Here is a 17,113-nt window from a genome sequence, read left to right as displayed (position 1 = left end):
GGATGCGGGCGGCGCTACGTCACCCGTCGGTAATAATGCAATTAACCGCCTGAAATCCGTACCATCCGCCAGCGCGCAAGCGCGTGCCTGCCGGCAACGAATGGTCCAGGGCTCAGCGGTGTGTACCCGAATAGGCGGTACGTTGCATCGGCAGGAAACGAGCAAGCCAGTGCCGCCAGCCGCGCGCACCGGCCGCTCCCGTCCTGCAGCGCGTGACACGCACGCTGGCCCGGGTGATGGCGTAGAGATCTACGGTGCCAGCCTCCGGCACCGTAAACGATTCGCTGGCGGCGAGGGAAGTGTCTTTCGGATCGCCGTCACGGATCAGCCATAGCTCGCCCTCGGTGCAGCGCACCGCGACGTGCTCGCCCGGATCGGCCACCAGCCGCAGCGAACTGCGTGCGGGCAGGGTGGCGGTCATATCGTTGCTTACCAGGAACATGATGTCCTCCGGATTCAGTTCACTGCGAGGGCGGCCGCCGGGGCTGTCACTGTGCCCGCGGCCCTGGGCCGGACAAAGGCGGCGATCCGGTCGATCACGGCGGAGTCCTGCAGGATGCGGCGATGGCCGAGCCCGTCGGTGGTGACCAGCTCGGCGCCGGGCCAGGCGCCGGCGATTGCGGCCCCGTCTTCCCAGCGCACCTCCTTGTCGCCGCGGTCGTGGATCACCAGCGTCGGCGGCACCGGTCGCGAACGCCCGATCTCCGGTACGTTGAACGCCGACCACGGCATGCCGAGCCAGCGCTCGCTCTGCCGCTGCATGCGTGCCAGGACCGCTGGCGCAATGCCGAGCTGCCAGGCCAGCGCCGCGCACGCGGCGTGCATATCGGCGGGCGAACCGACCAGCACCGCCGCGCGTGCCGGCAGGCCCTCGCGCAGCGCCAGCGCCGTGGCCGCGCCGCCGAGCGAATGCGCCACCACGGCGTGAACCGGCCCGGCATGCCAGGCGGCGGCAAGCAACGAACGCGACATTTCCAGCACCGAGGTCTGCGCCGCGCCGCGCGTGCCCGCATCGGAAGCGCCATGCGACAGCGCATCGAAGGCCACCACGCGCATTCCGGCTGCGACCAGGCTGTCGGCCACCGCATGCCATTGCCCGGCATGGCCGCCCCAGCCGTGGGCGAGCAATACCACCGGACCGGAGTCGCCCCAGCGGTAGACGCGCACCCTGCGGCTGGGCCCGTGACCGGTCACCAGGGCCCAGTCGCTGCGGGCGCTGTCCAGGAAGCGGCGGGCCGCCGACGTCAGGGCGGCGCGCGGCGGCGAGAACCAGAGGCGCTCGAGCGCACGCGCGGTCGCGGATGGCGATACCAGGCTGCCCGCCTGCCAGCGCAGCCGCTGCCAGCCGGGTAGAGCGGCGGGTACGTTACCCGCTGGCCTGGCATTGGGGGCAGCGGCGGCGGAAGTCGCCGGGGAAGGGGAAGAGACTGCTTGCGTCACGACCTGCACCTCCAATCGGTTGCTGGATTGGCGCGGCATCATCGGAGCCGGTGCCAGCCGGCGGCTTTCCGCGCGCATTTTTAGGACCGACCAGTCGTGCTTTTTTTGGTATAAAAAAGCGGCCGGAAGGTTGTTGCCCGCCGGCTGGATAGTGCCGGCGCCAATGTTGTTTCGTGGTGTTTCCGTTCAGACCTGCGTCGCGCCCTCGGTGGCGCGTGCCACCAGGGCGCCAAACGCACGCCGCGCCATGGCTTCGGCGTCGGCGCGGCCGAGCAGCTTGAACGACTGCTGGAACGCCATGCCGATGCCGGACAGTTCGAAGGCAAATTGCCGCGGCTCCACGCTCGTGCCGAACTGGCCTTCGTCGACCGCATCGGCCGCCATGCGTGCCACGGTGCTGTGCCAGTCTTTCAGCGATTGCACCACCAGGTCCCGGATCGTGCCCGGCCGGTCGCGGTATTCCTGCCCCAGCGCCATGAACAGGCAGCGGCCCTGCGTCACCGTCCCGCCCAGCCACTCCAGGTAGCCCTCGAACATGGCCTGCAGCCGCGGCATGCCGCGCGGGTGGCGCATTGCCGGCCGCACCACGATTTCGCCGAAGCGTTCGATGGCGAGGTCCAGCACCGCCTGCTGCAACGCCTCCTTGGACTTGAAGTGCGCATACAGGCCGCTCTTGGACATATTGGTGTCCGCGGCAAGCGTGGCCAGCGAGAGCTGCTCGAAGCCGACCTTGGTTGCGGTATCGAGCGCCTGCTGGATGATGGCGTGGCGGGTGAGTTGTCCCTTTTGCATGCAGTGGAGAATAGCACGACCGGTCGGTTTGTCAACGAAACCGGATGCATGGTAGTTGCCCCGACTTGCGAAGTTGTGCAGCGAAGGCCATAACGTCGTACACAGAGCGTGTGACGTCAACGCAAACCGCCAAGGGTCGTTAGTCTCCCTGCGTTGCGACGATGTTGTGCAGGATGCGGCCTTTTGCCTTCCGTTTGCCGGCCGGGGCAAGAGGCGAATTGCGGACTTGGAAGAAATCTGCACAAAGTGTTTCGGCGGTTACATACGGAACGCTTTGCGTGCTCTATACTCGAATGCACGTCCGCGCACTTTTTTTCACTGGTGACTGGAGACCGACATGAACAGTACAGCCGTGCCAAGAGGCGCTAGCGAACCGTTCCGGCAACTGCGGGCGCTGCGCCGCGCGCGCAAGCTCAAGCAAGAGGACGTCGCCCGAAAAGCGGGCATCTCGCGGGAAGCCTACCTGCGGGCAGAATCGGGGCAAGCCGATCCCCGCATGTCGACATTCCTCGCTGCCTGCGAGGCGCTGGGCCTGGAAGTGGTGCTGGCCCCGCAGCATCTCGCAGCAGATGTCAACGCCTTTATCGCCAGCCGCAATGGCGGCGTGACGGCAGCCTCGATGGCCGGCCAGCCGGCCGCCGGCGGTGCGCAGGCACCCGCCGCGGCACCGGCGCAGGGCGGCGGCTTCGGCTCCGGCACGGGCGAAGGCCACAAGCCGGTCTGAACCGGCCGCTGCCTGGCCGGCCACGTCTGCACGGGCCGGCGCAGGCGGATGGCGTTCCAGACCACCATCCCGCAACCGGCGCGGCGCGGCCCTCGCTCCGCGCCGGTTGTCATCGACCGGGCGCTGCTAGCGCCGCCCGGCGCCTCTATCACGCCGCCGCGGTCCTGCGCGCGGTAATTGCCTGCATTTTTCTACCCGACTTCATTAACTGCCGCGTCCAAGCCTGACGCGCGTTGAAGGCCACACTTTTCCATTTTTCCGGTTCCGGCCTACAACTCCAGTGGGTGCGCCACCTTGCGCATTCGCCGAGACGGGTTTGACACGCCTGTCTTGCGAGATTACGATATGGTAAATCAATTACGGATTACGTAATTCCGTACCGAACTCACCCAGACCGGCAGGGCCCGCCAAAGGGTCCCCGGGGCGCCAGCGCAGCGCCGCATGGAGACGCCGTGGATACCACCACCAACCCGCAACGCACCTTCGCGTACCAGCCTGGCGCCGAGCAACGCTCGCAGCCGGCGGCTGCGCATGCGATCCGTCCCGTCGCGGTGGTGGGCGCCGGGCCGGTCGGACTCACCGCGGCGATCGACCTGGCGCAGCGCGGCGTTCCCGTGGTCGTGCTGGATGACGACGACACGCTCGCCGCCGGCTCGCGCGCCATCTGCTTTGCCAAGCGCACGCTGGATATCCTGGACCGCCTCGGCTGCGGCGAACGGGTCGCGGCCAAGGGCGTCAGCTGGCATGTCGGCAAGGTGTTCTTCGGCGACGAGCAGGTGTACCGCTTCGACCTGCTGCCAGAGGCCGGCCATCGCCGGCCGGCCTTCGTCAACCTGCAGCAGTACTACCTGGAAAGCTTCCTGGTCGAACGCGCCGCCGAACTGCCCGGCATTGAACTCCGCTGGCGGCATCGCGTCACCGGCGTTGCGCCAGCCCAGGACAACGTCGCGCTGACGGTCTCGACGCCTGATGGGGACTACGTGCTGCAAGCGCGCTATGTGGTGGCCGCCGATGGCGCCCACAGCGCGGTGCGCCAGGGCCTTGGCCTGGAAAGCAAGGGCCGCGTGTTCCACGACCGTTTCCTGATCGCCGATGTGAAGATGGCGGCGCCGTTCCCGGCCGAGCGCTGGTTCTGGTTCGACCCGCCGTTCAACCCGGGCCGCTCCGCGCTGCTGCACCGGCAGCCCGACGATGTCTGGCGGCTCGATTTCCAGCTGGGCTGGGACGCCGACCCCGAAACCGAGAAGCAGCCCGGGCGCGTGATCCCGCGCATCCGCGCCATGCTGGGCGATGGCGTGGCCTTCACGCTGGAATGGGTCAGCGTCTATACCTTCTGCTGCCAGCGCATGGATGCCTTCCGCCACGGCCGCGTGCTGTTCGCCGGCGATGCCGCGCACCGCGTCTCGCCGTTCGGCGCGCGCGGCGCCAACAGCGGCGTTCAGGATGCCGAGAACCTGGCGTGGAAACTGGCACTGGTGCTGGCCGGCCGCGCTGGCGACGCCTTGCTCGACAGTTATGCCAGCGAGCGCGAGGCCGCCGCCGACGAGAACATCCGCCACTCGACGCGTTCCACCGATTTCATCACGCCCAAGAGCGCCGTGAGCCGCACCTTCCGCGATGCCGTGCTGCGCCTCGCGCGCCGTCACGCGTTTGCGCGCCAGCTGGTCAATAGCGGCCGGCTGTCGCTGCCCACGGTGCTGGCGGATTCGCCGCTCAACACGCCGGATCGCGATGTGTTCGCGGGCGCGATGGTGCCCGGTGCGCCGTGCGCGGATGCGCCGCTGCGGCGCCACGGCGAGGCGCAGCCGGGCTGGCTGCTCGGCGAACTGGGCGAACTGGGCAACGCCTTCACGCTGCTGGTCTTTGGCGACGGCAGCGAGATCCCGGACGATGCGCGCCGCCGGCTGGCAATGGCCGCGGTGCCGGTGCGCCTGCTGTTCGTGGTGCCGCCGGGCCAGCCGGCTGCACCGCCCGATGGCCCGCGCCATGTGAGCGACGCCGAAGGCCTGGCTGCGCGCCGCTACGACGGCCGCCCGGGCACCTGCTACCTGATCCGTCCCGACCAGCACGTCTGCGCCCGCTGGCGAACCTTTGATGCCGAAGCCGTGCAGGCCGCGCTGTTGCGCGCCCTCTGCCTGCCAGCCAACGGCCGGATGCACTAGAAGTCCCTGAACCCCGACCGACACCGCAACGCTGACGACACCATGAACCTCACGCACACCCAGCTCGCCGAGCACGGCTACATGTCCGGCTTCGCCAACGAATTCGCCACCGAGGCGCTGCCCGGTGCGCTGCCCGTGGGCCAGAATTCGCCGCAGCGCGCGCCCTATGGCCTCTATGCCGAGCAGCTGTCCGGCAGCGCCTTCACCGCGCCGCGCGCGCACAACCGCCGCTCGTGGCTGTACCGCATCCGCCCGGCGTCGATGCACCAGCCGTTCACGCTGGTCGAGCAGTCGCGTTTCCTGAGCCGTTTCGACCAGGTGCCGCCGTCGCCCAACCAGATGCGCTGGAGCCCGCCCGCGATGCCGTCGGTGCCGACCGACTTCGTCGACGGCATCGTCACCATGGCCGGCAACGGCGGCCCGGAAGCGATGAGCGGCTGCGGCATCCACCTGTACCTGGCCAACCAGTCGATGCAGGACCGCTTCTTCTACAACGCCGACGGCGAGATGCTGATCGTGCCGCAGCAAGGGCGCCTGCTGATGGTGACCGAGCTGGGCCGCCTGGAAGTGGAACCGCAGGAGATCGTCGTGATCCCGCGCGGCGTGCGTTTCCGCGTAGAGCTGCCGGATGGCGAGGCGCGCGGCTATATCTGCGAGAACTACGGCGCACTGTTCAAGCTGCCCGACCTGGGCGTGATCGGCTCCAACGGCCTGGCCAACCCGCGCGACTTCCTGTCGCCGGTGGCCAGCTATGAAGACCGCGAGGGCGATTTCGAGCTGGTGGCGAAGTTCCAGGGCAACCTGTGGCGCGCCGCGATCGGCCATTCGCCGCTGGACGTGGTGGCCTGGCACGGCAACTACGCGCCGTACAAGTACGACCTGCGCCGCTTCAACACCATCGGTTCGATCAGCTTCGACCACCCGGACCCGTCGATCTTTTTGGTGCTGCAATCGCCGTCGGACACCCCGGGCGTGGACACCATCGACTTTGTCATCTTCGGGCCGCGCTGGCTGGCGATGCAGGATTCGTTCCGCCCGCCCTGGTTCCACCGCAATATCGCCAGCGAATTCATGGGCCTGATCACCGGCGTCTACGACGCCAAGGCCGAGGGCTTCGCACCGGGCGGCGCCAGCCTGCACAACTGCATGAGCGGCCACGGGCCCGATGCCGAGACCTTCGAGAAGGCCAGCGCCGCCGATACCTCGACGCCGCACCACATCGAGAACACCATGGCGTTCATGTTCGAGACGCCGGGCGTGATCCGCCCGACGCCGTACGCGGCGCAGTCGGCCTCGCTGCAGCAGGAGTACTACACCTGCTGGCAAGGCCTGAAGAAGCATTTCAACCCGAACGTCCGCTGAACCCGACAAATCCTGGAGTGAACCAATGACCGCCCCCCAAACCAGCTGGATCGACAGCGCCAACGACGGCCAGACCCACTTCCCGCTGCAGAACCTGCCCTACGGCGTGTTCTCCGTCAAAGGCCAGTCGCCGCGCGTCGGCGTCGCCATCGGCGACCAGATCGTCGACCTGGCCGCGCTCGATGATGCCGGCCTTCTGCCCGCCGCAGCAAAGGGCACTTTCGCCGGAACGACCCTGAACCGCTTCATCGCCCTCGGCAAGCCCGCCTGGACCGAAACCCGCAAGCGCCTGACCGCGCTGCTGTCCGGCGAAGACGCAGCGCTGCGCGACAACGCAGCGCTGCGCGACAAGGCGCTGGTGCCGATGTCCGCCGCGGCGCTGCACCTGCCGGTCGACATCCCCGGCTACACCGACTTCTATTCGTCGAAGGAACACGCCACCAACGTCGGCCGCATGTTCCGCGACCCGGACAACGCGCTGCTGCCCAACTGGCTGGAAATCCCCATCGGCTATAACGGCCGCGCCAGTTCGGTGGTGGTGAGCGGCACGCCGCTGCATCGCCCGAACGGCCAGATCAAGCTGCCGAACGAAGCGCGCCCGGTGTTCAGCGCCTGCCGCAAGCTGGATTTCGAACTGGAGATGGGCTTTATCGTCGGCAAGGAGTCGGCGCTGGGCGAGCCCGTCAGCACGGCCGACGCGCCGGCGCATATGTTCGGCATGGTGCTGCTCAATGACTGGAGCGCGCGCGATATCCAGCAGTGGGAATACGTGCCGCTGGGGCCGTTCAACAGCAAGGGCTTCGGCACTTCGATCTCGCCGTGGGTGGTGACGATGGACGCGCTGGAACCGTTCCGCCGCGACAATCCCGAGCAATCGCCGCAGCCGCTGGCGTACCTGCAGCAGCAGGACAAGAACGCCTATGACATTGCGCTGGAAGTCTCGCTGCAGCCGGAAGGAGCGCCCGCGCCGAGCACGATCTGCCGCACCAACTTCAAGGCGATGTACTGGACCATGGCACAGCAGCTGGCGCACCACACGGTGTCGGGCTGCAATGTGCGCGTGGGCGACCTGATGGGCTCGGGCACGATCTCGGGTACCACGCCGGACTCCTACGGCAGCATGCTGGAGCTGACCCGCAATGGCGCCGAGCCGGTGACGCTGGCCGACGGCAGCCAGCGCGGCTTCCTGCAGGACGGCGACAGCGTGATCATGACCGGCTACTGCCAGGGCGAGGGCTACCGCGTCGGCTTCGGCACGGTCTCGGGCAAGATCCTGCCCGCTCGCTAAGGGTCGTCTGCCGGCACTTCAGCCGGCGTGCGAGCCATGCCGGGCGGCATCGAGAATCACCGCTGCCCGGCCTGACAGCAAGCTCCGCCCGTCCGCGCTGACGGTGAAGGCGTACAGCACGCTGGCGCCTTCGCCGCTGACGCGCCGCGCTTCGACCAGCAGCGGCGCGTCGATATCGTCCAGCCTCTCCACCAGCAGTTCGAGCTTGCGCACCGACGCCAGGTAGCCGGAGCGCGGGCGCGAAGGGCTGTCTTCCTGCGCCGCCAGCAGCGCGCCGTGCACGGCCATCGCCTGTGCCGCGTATTCGATGCCGCAGACCGCCGCGAGCCGTCCCTGCGCCCGCAGCGGGTTGTCCGCCCGCGCATGCGTGCCGGACACGCAACGCACCACGTTTTCATCCCAGTCCAGCACACCGTCGAGCAGGCACATCGTGCCCTGGTGCGGAATGCGCGCCGCAATCCAGTCGCGGTCGCGCACGAAGGCGGGCAGCTTCACGGCGTCAGGCCCTGGTCACGGTGCCGAGGCTGGCCACATTGGCCCGGATCTGCAGCCTGTCGAGGTAATCGAGCACCACCGTGCCGGTGTCGCCGCGTGCGATGGCGGCCAGCAGCGGCAGCGCGCGCGCGGCCGGTGCCGACTTGCGCAGCGCTTCCAGCGCGGCATCCGGCATCGTATCGGCGCCGGCCTGCGTCAGCGAGACCTCGATCTGCGCCAGCGTCTGCGGCGTGGGCTGCGGCGTCATCAGCAGCGCCACACCGAACGGGTCGGGGATGAGCCGATGGCTGTGCAGCGGCTCGGGGTAGCCGGTGTCGTAGGCAATCAGCAGGCAGGGCTCGGCATCTCCCGCCACCTGCAGCGCGCATTCGAGCAGGCCGGCGCCGAAGCTGCCGTCCATCGCGCACAGCACGTTGGAGGTGCGCATCGCCCCGGCCGCGATCGCCCAGTAGCCGGCGGTGGCGTTGTGGACGGAGTTGTGGAAGCGCGTCGGCGACATCAGCGGATCCGGCTCGGCCAGCGCTTCGCAGATCGCGTGGAAATTGTGGCCGTCGGCGCTCGACGAGGTAAAGATCGTCGGCAGCTGCGCGGCATCGAGGCCGCTGGCGGCGACGGCCTGCTGGCCCACGCCCAGCGCCAGGCGCACGGTCGGGCCGGTGCGCCGGCGCTCCGCGGGCGGCAGCCCTGCGGGCGGCGGCAGTTCGGTCGGCGCGTGCGTGTAGGACGCGCGGCCCGCCAGCACTTCGCGCGCTGCGTCCCAGCCACTCATGCCCGGGCCGAGCAGGCCGATGCTTTCGATAAAAACGGGGTGCAAAGCGGGTTGCGGCATGGCGCTGGCTCAGTGAAACGCCGCGTCCGCGCGCGCGAACAGCAGGCTGCAGTTGGAACCGCCGAAGCCGAATGCATTGCTCATGGCATAGCGCAGCGGCGCGTCGCGGCTCATAAGCTGGTAGTTCACGCCCAGCGCCGGATCCGGCTGCGTGGTGTTGATGCCGGCCGGCAGCAGGCCATGGCGCAATGCCAGGGCGCAGATCACGGCCTCCAGTGCGCCGGCGGCGCCAAGCGCATGGCCGGTCGCGCCCTTGGTCGAACTGCATGGCGTACCGGGCAGCACCGCGGCCATGGCCAGCGCCTCGGCGGCGTCGTTGCTGCGCGTGGCGGTGCCATGCAGGTTGACGTAGCCGACCTGTGCGGCAGCGATGCCGGCGCTGGCCAGCGCCTGTTCCATCGCCAGGCGGGCACCGAGCCCTTCCGGGTGCGGGGTCGACATATGGTGGGCGTCGCTCGACTCGCCGATGCCGGCCAGCAGGATGGCATCGGCATCCGGCGCATCCGGGGCGCGCTCGAGCAGCCCGAAGGCCGCGCCCTCGCCAATCGAGATGCCGTTGCGCGCGACGTCGTACGGGCGGCACGGCTGCGCCGACAGCAGCTCCAGCGAATTGAAGCCATACAGCGTGGTGTGGCACAGCGAATCGACGCCGCCGACGACGGCCGCGTCGATCAATCCTGCTTCGATCATGCGCCGGGCCGAGCTGAAGACCTTGGCGCCGGACGAGCATGCCGACGAAACCGCCGCTGCCGGGCCGCCAACGCCGAGATACTCCCGCACGAAGCCCGGCAGGGAATAGGGGTTGTGCGTGCCGCCGTAGTGGAAGCCCGCCGGCAGCGCACCGGTATCTGGATCGCGCTGCCGATAGCCCAGTTCCGTCTGCAGCACGCCGGCGGTGCTGGTGCCGAGAAAGACACCGATGCGGTCCGCGCCATAGCGCGCCGCGGCCTCGCGTACGCGTTCGGCGAAATGGTCTGCTTCCAGCCCAAGCCATGCCAGGCGGTTGTTGCGGCAGTCGAAGTGCGACAGGTGCGCAGGCAGCGTCACCGCATCCAGTCCGGGTACTTCACCGACATAGGTGTCCAGGCGCACGTCGCCAAACTGGCACGGAGCCAGGCCGCCACGCCGCGCGCGCAGTGCCGACAAAGTCGCGTCTGCGCCGGTACCGATGCAGCTGGTGGCCGTGAAGTGGGAAAACAGTAGCGGAGACAAGGCTTTGCGGAATCTTGGGGGTGGTCTAATTGTAACAAGCCGGGGCCGGTCAGTTTGTCGGCGACTGTCCGGTACCGCTGTCGGCATGCCCTGATTCCATCGCTGCGCACAGCGTCACGCAGCGCAGGCCCGCCCGGTCGATGGCGGCAAGCAGGGGCGGCAGCACCGTCGTGCAGTGCGGATTGCCGGCCGGATCGAAGCCGGGATTGCCGTCATGCAGCAGCAGGATGTCGCGGCCCGCGAGTTTGCCGGTCAGGCGTTGTTCCACGCGCGCCGCGATGTCGCCGGAGCGGGTATCGAAGCCGCGTCGCGTCCACGCCGCCAGCTGGAGCCCGAGGCGGCACAGCACCGGTTCCAGGAACGGGTTGCGCAGCCCGGCCGGCGCGCGGAAGAAGCGCGGCGCCTGCCCGGTGAGGTCGCCCAGCACCTGCTGCGCCGCGCCGATGTCGCGCAGCATCCGGCCCGGTCCGAAAACGGAGAAATGCAGGCGGTGATGCATGCTGTGGTTTTCCACCGCATGGCCGCGGCGCACGATCTCGCGCACCAGCGCCGGATGCGCCGCGGCGCGCTCGCCGACGCAGAAGAAGGTGGCGCGCGCGCCGTGCCGGTCGAGCAGGTCGAGCACGCGCGGCGTCAGCGCCGGATTGGGACCATCGTCGAAGGTCAGCGCGACGCAATCCTGTGCCGACGGCGGCAGCCGCAGCAGGTTTGGCCCCAGCCACGTGCTGCGCGGCCACAAGCCGCCGGCGCACATCGCCGCGTGGGTGGCGGCAATGCCTGCCAATGCGGGGACGATGCTGCCGGGATGCGTGAGCATGGCGCCGATGCCGGCCACGTGGACCGCGGCTGCGCCATACAGCAGCGGGCTGGGGCGCCACGGGCGGCTTGGCGGCGTGTCGTGCCAGGCGCCGCCGGATGCGGAAAAGCGGTTCATGTCGTACTCCCGGCCTGACCGGTCCCGGCATTTCCGGCATTGCCGGAGGTGGCGGGCCGCGCCAGGATTGCCGAGAACCACAGCGCCAGGATGGCGCCGGGGCCGACTGTCAGGCCGAACGCCCGCAGCAATGGCAGGCTCGACAGCGCCAGCAGGCCGAAGGCGGACACCGTCGTCAGGTTTGCGAGCAGCAGGGAGACCAGCGTGTGCGGCGAATGGGCCGCGCCAGGCTGGCCCGCTGAAGCGCCATTGAAGAATAGCGCGTAGTTCGAGCCGACTGCCACCAGCAGCAACAGGCCCACCAGGTGCAGCAGCGTCAGCGGCTGGCCCAGTGCGGCCAGCCCGCCCAGCACGACCACCGCGGCGGCCGCCAGCGGCAGTACCGTGGCCGCCACGCGGCGCGGCGAGCGCAGCGCGATCGCCAGCAGCGCCACGATCGCCAGCAGGCCCGCCAGCGACAGCAGCAGCGCCTCGCGCAGGTAGCCGGCGTAGAGGCGGTCGGACTCGCCCTTGAGGTCAACGAACAGCGTATCGGGCACGTCGGCGCGGGCAACGGCGGCGCGCACCGCGGCACTGTCGACGCCGTCGCCGCTACCCTTGGCGGCATTTGCCATGGCCGGGGCGCGCAGCGGCAGCGTCGCGCTCCAGCGCCCGTCGCGATGCGTCAGCAGCGCATCGACCGCCAGCGCCATCGACGTGCCGCGCAGGTCTTCGCGCCGCAGCAGCGGGCCCGCGCGCGCTTGCTCGGCTTCGGCCAGGAACGGTGCGAACAGGTCGGCGCGCACCGGCTGGCCGGCGACGGCCGCGCGCAGCCGCTGCGCCAGCTCGGCGGGCGGCGGCAGGCTGGCCTGGCGCGCGCGCTGGGTCGCGTCGCTGGGCAGGTAGCGCGCGGGGCTTTCATAGCCGCCGATGAAGTTCTGCGCCACCAGCGGGTCGAGTTCGTGGGCCACGCGCTCCGCGCCCTGCAGCACGCTTTCCTGGTCGGGCCCGGACAGCACCACCAGGAAGCGCACGTCGGGCGCGCCCAGGTCGGCGCGCAGCGAGGCGTCGAGGGCCTGTTCGCTCGCGGGCACCGGGCTCAGCCCGGCCAGCTCGCGGCCCCACAGCGTGCCGCGATGCATCGCCAGCACGGTGCTTGCCGCGACCACCAGTACGAGCACCAGCCAGCGCAGCCGGTGGGCACGCTCGGCCAGCCATGCCAGGCGGCGTCCCAGCGGCGTCACGTCGCGCAGGTGCAGCGTGGCGGGCACCAGCTGCGGCAGCACGAAGCGCGTCACCAGCGCCGCCGTCGCGAGCCCTGCGATCGAATACAGCCCAAGCTGCGCCAGTCCCGGAAAGCCCGACAGCAGCAGCGAGGCAAAACCGCACACCGAGGTCAGCACGCCCAGCCGCACCGTGGGCCAGAACCCGCCCAGCCAGGCGCGGTTGTCGCGCTGGCCGTTGCGCGTGTATTGCGCCGACTGCACGAACAGGTAGATCGAATAGTCGACCGCCTCGCCGATCAGCGTGGTGCCGAAGCCCAGCGTCAGCCCGTGCACGGTGCCGCCAAAACCCAGGCTCACCGCCGCGATGCCGGCCAGCGCGCCGCTCAGTACCGGCACCAGCCCCAGCACCAGCAGCGGCACCGAACGGTAGACCGCCAGCAGCAGCGTGACGATGATGGCCACGCCGATGGTCGACAGGCGCTCGACGTCGTGCCGGATGGTGTCGCGCGACTTGACGGAGAAGACTCCGGGGCCGGTCATCGCGAGCTGATAGGGGCCGTTTGCCGCGGCCTTGGCAAAGGCATCGCGGATTGCGTCGATGGCCTGCGCCTGCGCGTCCGTATCCGAACCCGAGGCCGCGCTCTGCGCCAGCAGCACCGCGCGCTTGCCGTCGCGCGAGGTCCAGGCGCCGGCATGCAGCTGGGGGCGCTGGCCGGCGTCGAGCTGAGTCAGCAGCGCGGCGACCTCGCCGGTGGGGTCGCGGGGCAGCAGTGCCTTGGTGAAGAGGCCGGCCGACGAGGCCAGCAGCTCGAACGAATCGTTCACGGCATGCGCCAGGCCGTGCTCGCTGAAACGCTCCGGCGTGACTGTCGGGCTGAGCAGGTAGCGGTGTTCGTAGACGTATTTGCGGTCGGCGTCCTGGTTCAACGGCTCGCCGTTCTGGATCGCGGTGAAGCGCGGATCGCGCCGCAACTGCGCCGCCATCGCGCGCGAGACCGCCGCGCGGCCATCGGCGTCGCCGCCTTCGATGCCGACCAGGATCAGCCGCGAGACCAGCCCGTCGCGCAACTGGCTGACCAGCAACTGCTGCTCGGCGCTCGGCAGCCGCGGCAGGAAGGCGGACAGGTCGGCGGTGAAGCTGGTGCGGCTGACCACCGCCGCGCACGCCAGCAGCGCGACCAGCCACAGCGCCAGCGCCAGGCGCGCGCCGGGCAGCGTGAAGCGCCGCGGGGCCGAGGGGCGCGTGGGTGGCGTGGGGGACGAGGGGGGCATGCCGGAGGCTGCGCTCATGGGCGGCCGGCGGGCCGGATCGTCATGACGGAGCGGTCGCCGTCGGCCTGGCGGATCTCGACACGGTCCAGTGCGTCCTGGCTGCCGTCGATGCGCACCTGGCTGACGACTGCCGCCATGCGCGAGTCCGCCGGCGTCAGCGTCAGCGTCCAGCGGCTGGCGCGGCCTTCCAGGCCGAGCTTGTAGTAGCGTTCCAGCGTGTGGCGGTTGCCGGCGAGCGTGCCGCGGATGCTTTCGATAAAGGCCGCCAGCTCGGGGTAGTTCTGCAGCGGCATGGTAAAGCGCTTGCCGTCGCGCTCCACCGTCAGCATGTCGCCGTCGAGCACCATGTTTTCTGCCTTGGGCGATACGGTGCGCTTCTCCAGGTGGTCGGGCGCGGTGAAAAGCAGTTCGCCGGAAGACTGCACCGGCTTGGCCAGCATCGCCAGGTACTTGGTCTCGGTGAAGCGGACCCGGCCTGACTTGCGCTGCGCCAGCGTGGACATCAGCTGGTCGACGCCGAAGGCGGGCGCGGCCTGTGCTGCGGCAGGCGCGGGCGGTGCGGCTGCGCTGCCTGGCACCGCGATGCCGAACGCAACGCCTGCCAGCAGCAGCGGCAGCAACCGGCGGACAACGCGCCTGGCGGAACAGATCGGATCAGTGTCGAAGGCTTTCACAACGCTCGGGAGGTCATGGCTCATGGCTCGTTGCCCGGTGGCGGCTGCTCGGAGAGCGGCGGGCCGGCGTGCCAGAAGTCATAGAAGTTGAACCAGTTGTACGGCGCCTTGCGGCTGAATTTCTCCAGCAGCCGCACATAACCGTCCAGTGCCGACTGCACCGCGGCTTCGCGCTGGCCGCGCGCGGTCTGCGAGAAGTCCGCCAGCGGCACGAAATGGACATCGTAGCGGTTGCCGCCGCGATACAGCCCGGTGATGAAGAACACCGGCCGGCGCAGCATGGCGGCCATGCGCAACGGCCCGGTCGGGAACCCGGTGGGCGCGCCGAGGAAATCGCATTGCTGCACCGGATCGGTGGCACGCTGCGACAGGGTGCGGTCGGCCAGCATGCCGATCATGTAGCCGCGGTCGAGGTAGTCGCGCACGCGCAGCATGGTATCGAAGCGGCCCAGTGCGATCACGTCCTGGCGCATGGCGGGGTTGATCGACTGCAGCACGTCGTTGAGCTTGTGCGCGTTTTCCTCGTACATGGTGATGGCCACTTCCATGTCCGGATGCTGGCGGCCGAGCGCGCGCACGACCTCGAAGCTGCCCAGGTGCGCGCCCAGCAGGATCGCGCCGCGGCCGCGCGCCATGGCGGCTTCGAGCAGGTCTTCGCCGTGGAGGCGGATGTCGAACAGGTCGAAGCGGCCGTTGAGCAGGTAGATGCGGTCGTGGATGGTCGAGGCAAAGGTCAGCACATGCCGGTAGCCGTCGATCCAGTTGGCCTCGCGGCCCAGCGCGCGGTCCAGGTAGGCGCGCGAGGCATGGCGCGCCGCCGGCGAGAACAGCGTGAAATAGGCCGCGATCAGGCGCAGCACCACGCGCCCGGCCGGACGTCCCAGCGCCAGCGAGATCCACGTCATGACGCGCAGCAGCGGGATGTTGCTGCGCTCTTTGTGCCGGGACCAGTCGGCGGCCTCCACCGGCGCTTGCCGCTTCCACAGCCAGGTCAGCATGGCCCGCCCTCCGAAGTAGCGGCGCGCAGTTGCAGCGTGCCGCTGGCCACTTCGCGTCCCGCGCTGCGCAGCGTGATGCGCAAGCGTTCGCTGCCGTCCGTGGCCGGCTCGGCGTCGTGTTCGATTTCGACCCGTTCTCCGGGGCGCACGGGGCTGAGGAATTTGATCGTCCCGGCCTGCGTGGGCACCAGCGGCCGCTCAAGTGCGGACCCGAGCGCGAGCAAGGCGTGGTCGAGCAGCACTACGCCGGGCACGATCGGATTGCCGGGGAAATGGCCGGCCATGGCGGGGTGGCCGGCGTCGATGACAAAGGCGGACAGGGCCGCTGCGACATCCCGCGCGCGGGACAACTGCGCCACCAGCGCCGCCAGCGTGTCGCGCGGCAGCTTGCCGGCGGCATTGCGCGGCAGGCGTTCGGCGAACAGCAGCGGGCGCGGCAGGAAGGCGGGGTCGATGCGCTCGCGCAGCGCCTGCAGGATCGCCGCCGGGGTCACGCCCGGCGCCACGACGACTGCCACCAGCCGCACCACGTGTCCCTGTGCATCGCCTTCGTGGCTGTCGCCGGGCATGAAGAAGGCGCCGTCCTGCACGCCGTCGATGGCATTGAGCTGGTGGTCAAGGTAGGCCAGCGAGGTGCGCTTGCCGGCGATATTGAGCAGGTCGCCCTTGCGGCCGTGCAGCAGGAAGTGCCCCGCATCCAGCGGTTCGATGGCATCGCCGAGCGCCACCGGTTGCTCGATATGCCCGCCCTCGGCCCAGGTCATGGTGTCTGCTGCGCCGTCCGCCGTACGCGGCTGCAGCCGGACGCCGGGCACCAGCGTCCAGATGTCTTCCTGCGCGGTGCGGCGGGTGGCAAGCTGGCCGGTCTCGGTGCTGCCGTAGATTTCACGCAACGGGCCGTGGAACAGCGCTTCCGCAGCGGCAGCCAGATCGCGGCCGAGCGGGGCAGTGGCGCACAACAGCAGGTCGGCGGCGGGCATGGCCATGTCCGCGTGCACCAGCGTGCGCAGGTGTACCGGCGAGCTGACCAGCGCGCGCGGCGCGGGCACTCCGGCCAGTGCGTCGCGGACGTCGGCCGGGTAGAACGCCGGTGCCGACGCCAGAGCGGCGCCGCCCTGCAGTGCCAGCATGACGGTGGCCTCCAGGCCGAACATATGCTGCGGCGGCACCGTGCCGACCAGCGTCCATGCGCGCCCGTCGCACAGGCCCAGCCGTTGCGCGGCGGCGCGCGCTCCCCGGGCCATCGCGCCCCAGGTCTTGCGGTGTGGCACCGGGGTGCCGGTCGAACCGGAGGTGAAGACGTAGGCCAGCACGCGGTCGGCAGGAAACGACGGCACGTCGGTGAATTCGGCCGCATCCGGGGCCGCAGCGACGCCCTGGTGGTAGTCGAACACCGGCATTGCCATCGGCGCGGCCGGCTGGTCCTGCAGGCAGAAGGCATCGGGTGCGAATGCGCACAGCTGGCGCACCGTCTCGGGGGTTTGCGACGACGGCAGAAGTGTAGCCTTGCCCCGCAGCAGCGCCGCGCACAGCCCGACGGTGAAGCGATAGCGGTCGGTACAGGCGTTGAAGACATGGCCGCCGGCCGGCAGCGCGGCGGCAAGCTGCGCCACGTCGGCCAGGAACCTGCCTACGGTGACCGGCCGGCCCTGCACCCACGCGAGGGTGGCGGCAGGGGAGGCGTGCGCGACGAGCGGGATCGCAGTCATGGCGGATGCGATGCGGC

General features: G+C 69.8%; 15 protein-coding genes. 4 read left to right on the top strand and 11 right to left on the bottom strand.

Annotated features, from left to right (window positions below; all coding sequences use genetic code 11):
* Positions 1-112: 112 nt before the first annotated feature.
* The 3 genes from E0W60_RS02310 to E0W60_RS02300 all read right to left on the bottom strand — a co-directional run bounded on the left by E0W60_RS02310 (position 113) and on the right by E0W60_RS02300 (position 2,232).
* Positions 113-442: a DUF2917 domain-containing protein gene (locus tag E0W60_RS02310; protein ID WP_133094430.1), complete on the bottom strand. Its 330-nt coding sequence runs from the start codon at positions 440-442 to the stop codon at positions 113-115.
* Positions 443-456: 14 nt separating this feature from the next.
* Positions 457-1,440, bottom strand: a complete 984-nt coding sequence (locus E0W60_RS02305; RefSeq protein ID WP_135702886.1) for an alpha/beta fold hydrolase — start codon at positions 1,438-1,440, stop codon at positions 457-459.
* Between the two features lie 186 nt (positions 1,441-1,626).
* Positions 1,627-2,232, bottom strand: coding sequence for a TetR/AcrR family transcriptional regulator (locus E0W60_RS02300; protein WP_135702885.1), 606 nt, complete (start codon positions 2,230-2,232; stop codon positions 1,627-1,629).
* Between the two features lie 337 nt (positions 2,233-2,569).
* Between E0W60_RS02300 and E0W60_RS02295 the strand changes: the two genes are divergently transcribed.
* The 4 genes from E0W60_RS02295 (at position 2,570) to fahA (ending at position 7,768) form a co-directional block, all read left to right on the top strand.
* The gene (locus E0W60_RS02295) at positions 2,570-2,956 is read left to right on the top strand and encodes a helix-turn-helix domain-containing protein (RefSeq protein WP_133094433.1); all 387 of its coding nucleotides are present in this window, start codon (positions 2,570-2,572) and stop codon (positions 2,954-2,956) included.
* A 452-nt stretch (positions 2,957-3,408) separates the two neighbouring features.
* Positions 3,409-5,118 carry an FAD-dependent oxidoreductase gene (locus E0W60_RS02290; RefSeq protein WP_135702884.1) on the top strand — a complete coding sequence of 570 codons (1,710 nt, stop codon included), beginning with the start codon at positions 3,409-3,411 and terminating at the stop codon, positions 5,116-5,118.
* Positions 5,119-5,160: 42 nt separating this feature from the next.
* A complete protein-coding gene (hmgA, locus tag E0W60_RS02285; RefSeq protein WP_133094435.1) occupies positions 5,161-6,480 on the top strand; it encodes a homogentisate 1,2-dioxygenase in 1,320 nt (439 codons plus the stop codon).
* Between the two features lie 25 nt (positions 6,481-6,505).
* The gene (gene fahA / locus E0W60_RS02280) at positions 6,506-7,768 is read left to right on the top strand and encodes a fumarylacetoacetase (protein WP_135702883.1); all 1,263 of its coding nucleotides are present in this window, start codon (positions 6,506-6,508) and stop codon (positions 7,766-7,768) included.
* Between the two features lie 18 nt (positions 7,769-7,786).
* Here the strand turns inward: fahA and E0W60_RS02275 are convergent, their stop codons facing one another.
* The 8 genes from E0W60_RS02275 to E0W60_RS02240 all read right to left on the bottom strand — a co-directional run bounded on the left by E0W60_RS02275 (position 7,787) and on the right by E0W60_RS02240 (position 17,096).
* The gene (locus E0W60_RS02275) at positions 7,787-8,197 is read right to left on the bottom strand and encodes a 3-hydroxylacyl-ACP dehydratase (protein WP_371704068.1); all 411 of its coding nucleotides are present in this window, start codon (positions 8,195-8,197) and stop codon (positions 7,787-7,789) included.
* A gap of 70 nt (positions 8,198-8,267) precedes the next feature.
* Positions 8,268-9,092 (bottom strand): beta-ketoacyl synthase chain length factor, encoded by an 825-nt coding sequence (locus E0W60_RS02270; RefSeq protein ID WP_135702882.1) that lies wholly within the window; start codon positions 9,090-9,092, stop codon positions 8,268-8,270.
* 9 nt (positions 9,093-9,101) lie between these two features.
* Positions 9,102-10,304, bottom strand: a complete 1,203-nt coding sequence (locus E0W60_RS02265) for a beta-ketoacyl-[acyl-carrier-protein] synthase family protein (RefSeq protein ID WP_135702881.1) — start codon at positions 10,302-10,304, stop codon at positions 9,102-9,104.
* Positions 10,305-10,353: 49 nt separating this feature from the next.
* Positions 10,354-11,238 (bottom strand): polysaccharide deacetylase family protein, encoded by an 885-nt coding sequence (locus tag E0W60_RS02260; protein WP_135702880.1) that lies wholly within the window; start codon positions 11,236-11,238, stop codon positions 10,354-10,356.
* On the bottom strand, positions 11,235-13,715 hold the full coding sequence (locus E0W60_RS02255; protein WP_135702879.1) for an MMPL family transporter: 2,481 nt from the start codon (positions 13,713-13,715) through the stop codon (positions 11,235-11,237). Before E0W60_RS02255 ends, E0W60_RS02260 begins: the two co-directional genes overlap by 4 nt.
* Before the next feature lie 14 nt (positions 13,716-13,729).
* Positions 13,730-14,413 (bottom strand): LolA-related protein, encoded by a 684-nt coding sequence (locus E0W60_RS02250; protein ID WP_371703881.1) that lies wholly within the window; start codon positions 14,411-14,413, stop codon positions 13,730-13,732.
* Positions 14,410-15,387 (bottom strand): acyl-CoA synthetase, encoded by a 978-nt coding sequence (locus E0W60_RS02245; protein WP_133094441.1) that lies wholly within the window; start codon positions 15,385-15,387, stop codon positions 14,410-14,412. Before E0W60_RS02245 ends, E0W60_RS02250 begins: the two co-directional genes overlap by 4 nt.
* Positions 15,381-17,096 carry an AMP-binding protein gene (locus tag E0W60_RS02240; protein WP_135702878.1) on the bottom strand — a complete coding sequence of 572 codons (1,716 nt, stop codon included), beginning with the start codon at positions 17,094-17,096 and terminating at the stop codon, positions 15,381-15,383. Before E0W60_RS02240 ends, E0W60_RS02245 begins: the two co-directional genes overlap by 7 nt.
* Between the last annotated feature and the right edge of the window lie 17 nt (positions 17,097-17,113).

Source organism: Cupriavidus oxalaticus, assembly GCF_004768545.1.
In the GTDB taxonomy this organism is placed as follows: Bacteria; Pseudomonadota; Gammaproteobacteria; order Burkholderiales; family Burkholderiaceae; genus Cupriavidus; species Cupriavidus oxalaticus_A.
The sequence above is the reverse complement of the archived record's forward strand: the minus strand, read 5'-3'. Positions and strand labels throughout refer to the sequence as shown.

Excerpts from the sequence above, each read along its gene's own strand:
- hmgA (WP_133094435.1), top strand. The coding sequence starts at position 5,161 with ATGAACCTCACGCACACCCAGCTCGCCGAGCACGGCTACATGTCCGGC.
- E0W60_RS02310 (WP_133094430.1), bottom strand. The coding sequence starts at position 442 with ATGTTCCTGGTAAGCAACGATATGACCGCCACCCTGCCCGCACGCAGT.
- E0W60_RS02260 (WP_135702880.1), bottom strand. The coding sequence starts at position 11,238 with ATGAACCGCTTTTCCGCATCCGGCGGCGCCTGGCACGACACGCCGCCA.
- E0W60_RS02250 (WP_371703881.1), bottom strand. The coding sequence starts at position 14,413 with ATGAGCCATGACCTCCCGAGCGTTGTGAAAGCCTTCGACACTGATCCG.
- E0W60_RS02245 (WP_133094441.1), bottom strand. The coding sequence starts at position 15,387 with ATGCTGACCTGGCTGTGGAAGCGGCAAGCGCCGGTGGAGGCCGCCGAC.
- E0W60_RS02270 (WP_135702882.1), bottom strand. The coding sequence starts at position 9,092 with ATGCCGCAACCCGCTTTGCACCCCGTTTTTATCGAAAGCATCGGCCTG.
- E0W60_RS02300 (WP_135702885.1), bottom strand. The coding sequence starts at position 2,232 with ATGCAAAAGGGACAACTCACCCGCCACGCCATCATCCAGCAGGCGCTC.
- E0W60_RS02255 (WP_135702879.1), bottom strand. The coding sequence starts at position 13,715 with ATGCCCCCCTCGTCCCCCACGCCACCCACGCGCCCCTCGGCCCCGCGG.
- E0W60_RS02295 (WP_133094433.1), top strand. The coding sequence starts at position 2,570 with ATGAACAGTACAGCCGTGCCAAGAGGCGCTAGCGAACCGTTCCGGCAA.
- E0W60_RS02275 (WP_371704068.1), bottom strand. The coding sequence starts at position 8,197 with ATGTGCCTGCTCGACGGTGTGCTGGACTGGGATGAAAACGTGGTGCGT.
- E0W60_RS02240 (WP_135702878.1), bottom strand. The coding sequence starts at position 17,096 with ATGACTGCGATCCCGCTCGTCGCGCACGCCTCCCCTGCCGCCACCCTC.
- fahA (WP_135702883.1), top strand. The coding sequence starts at position 6,506 with ATGACCGCCCCCCAAACCAGCTGGATCGACAGCGCCAACGACGGCCAG.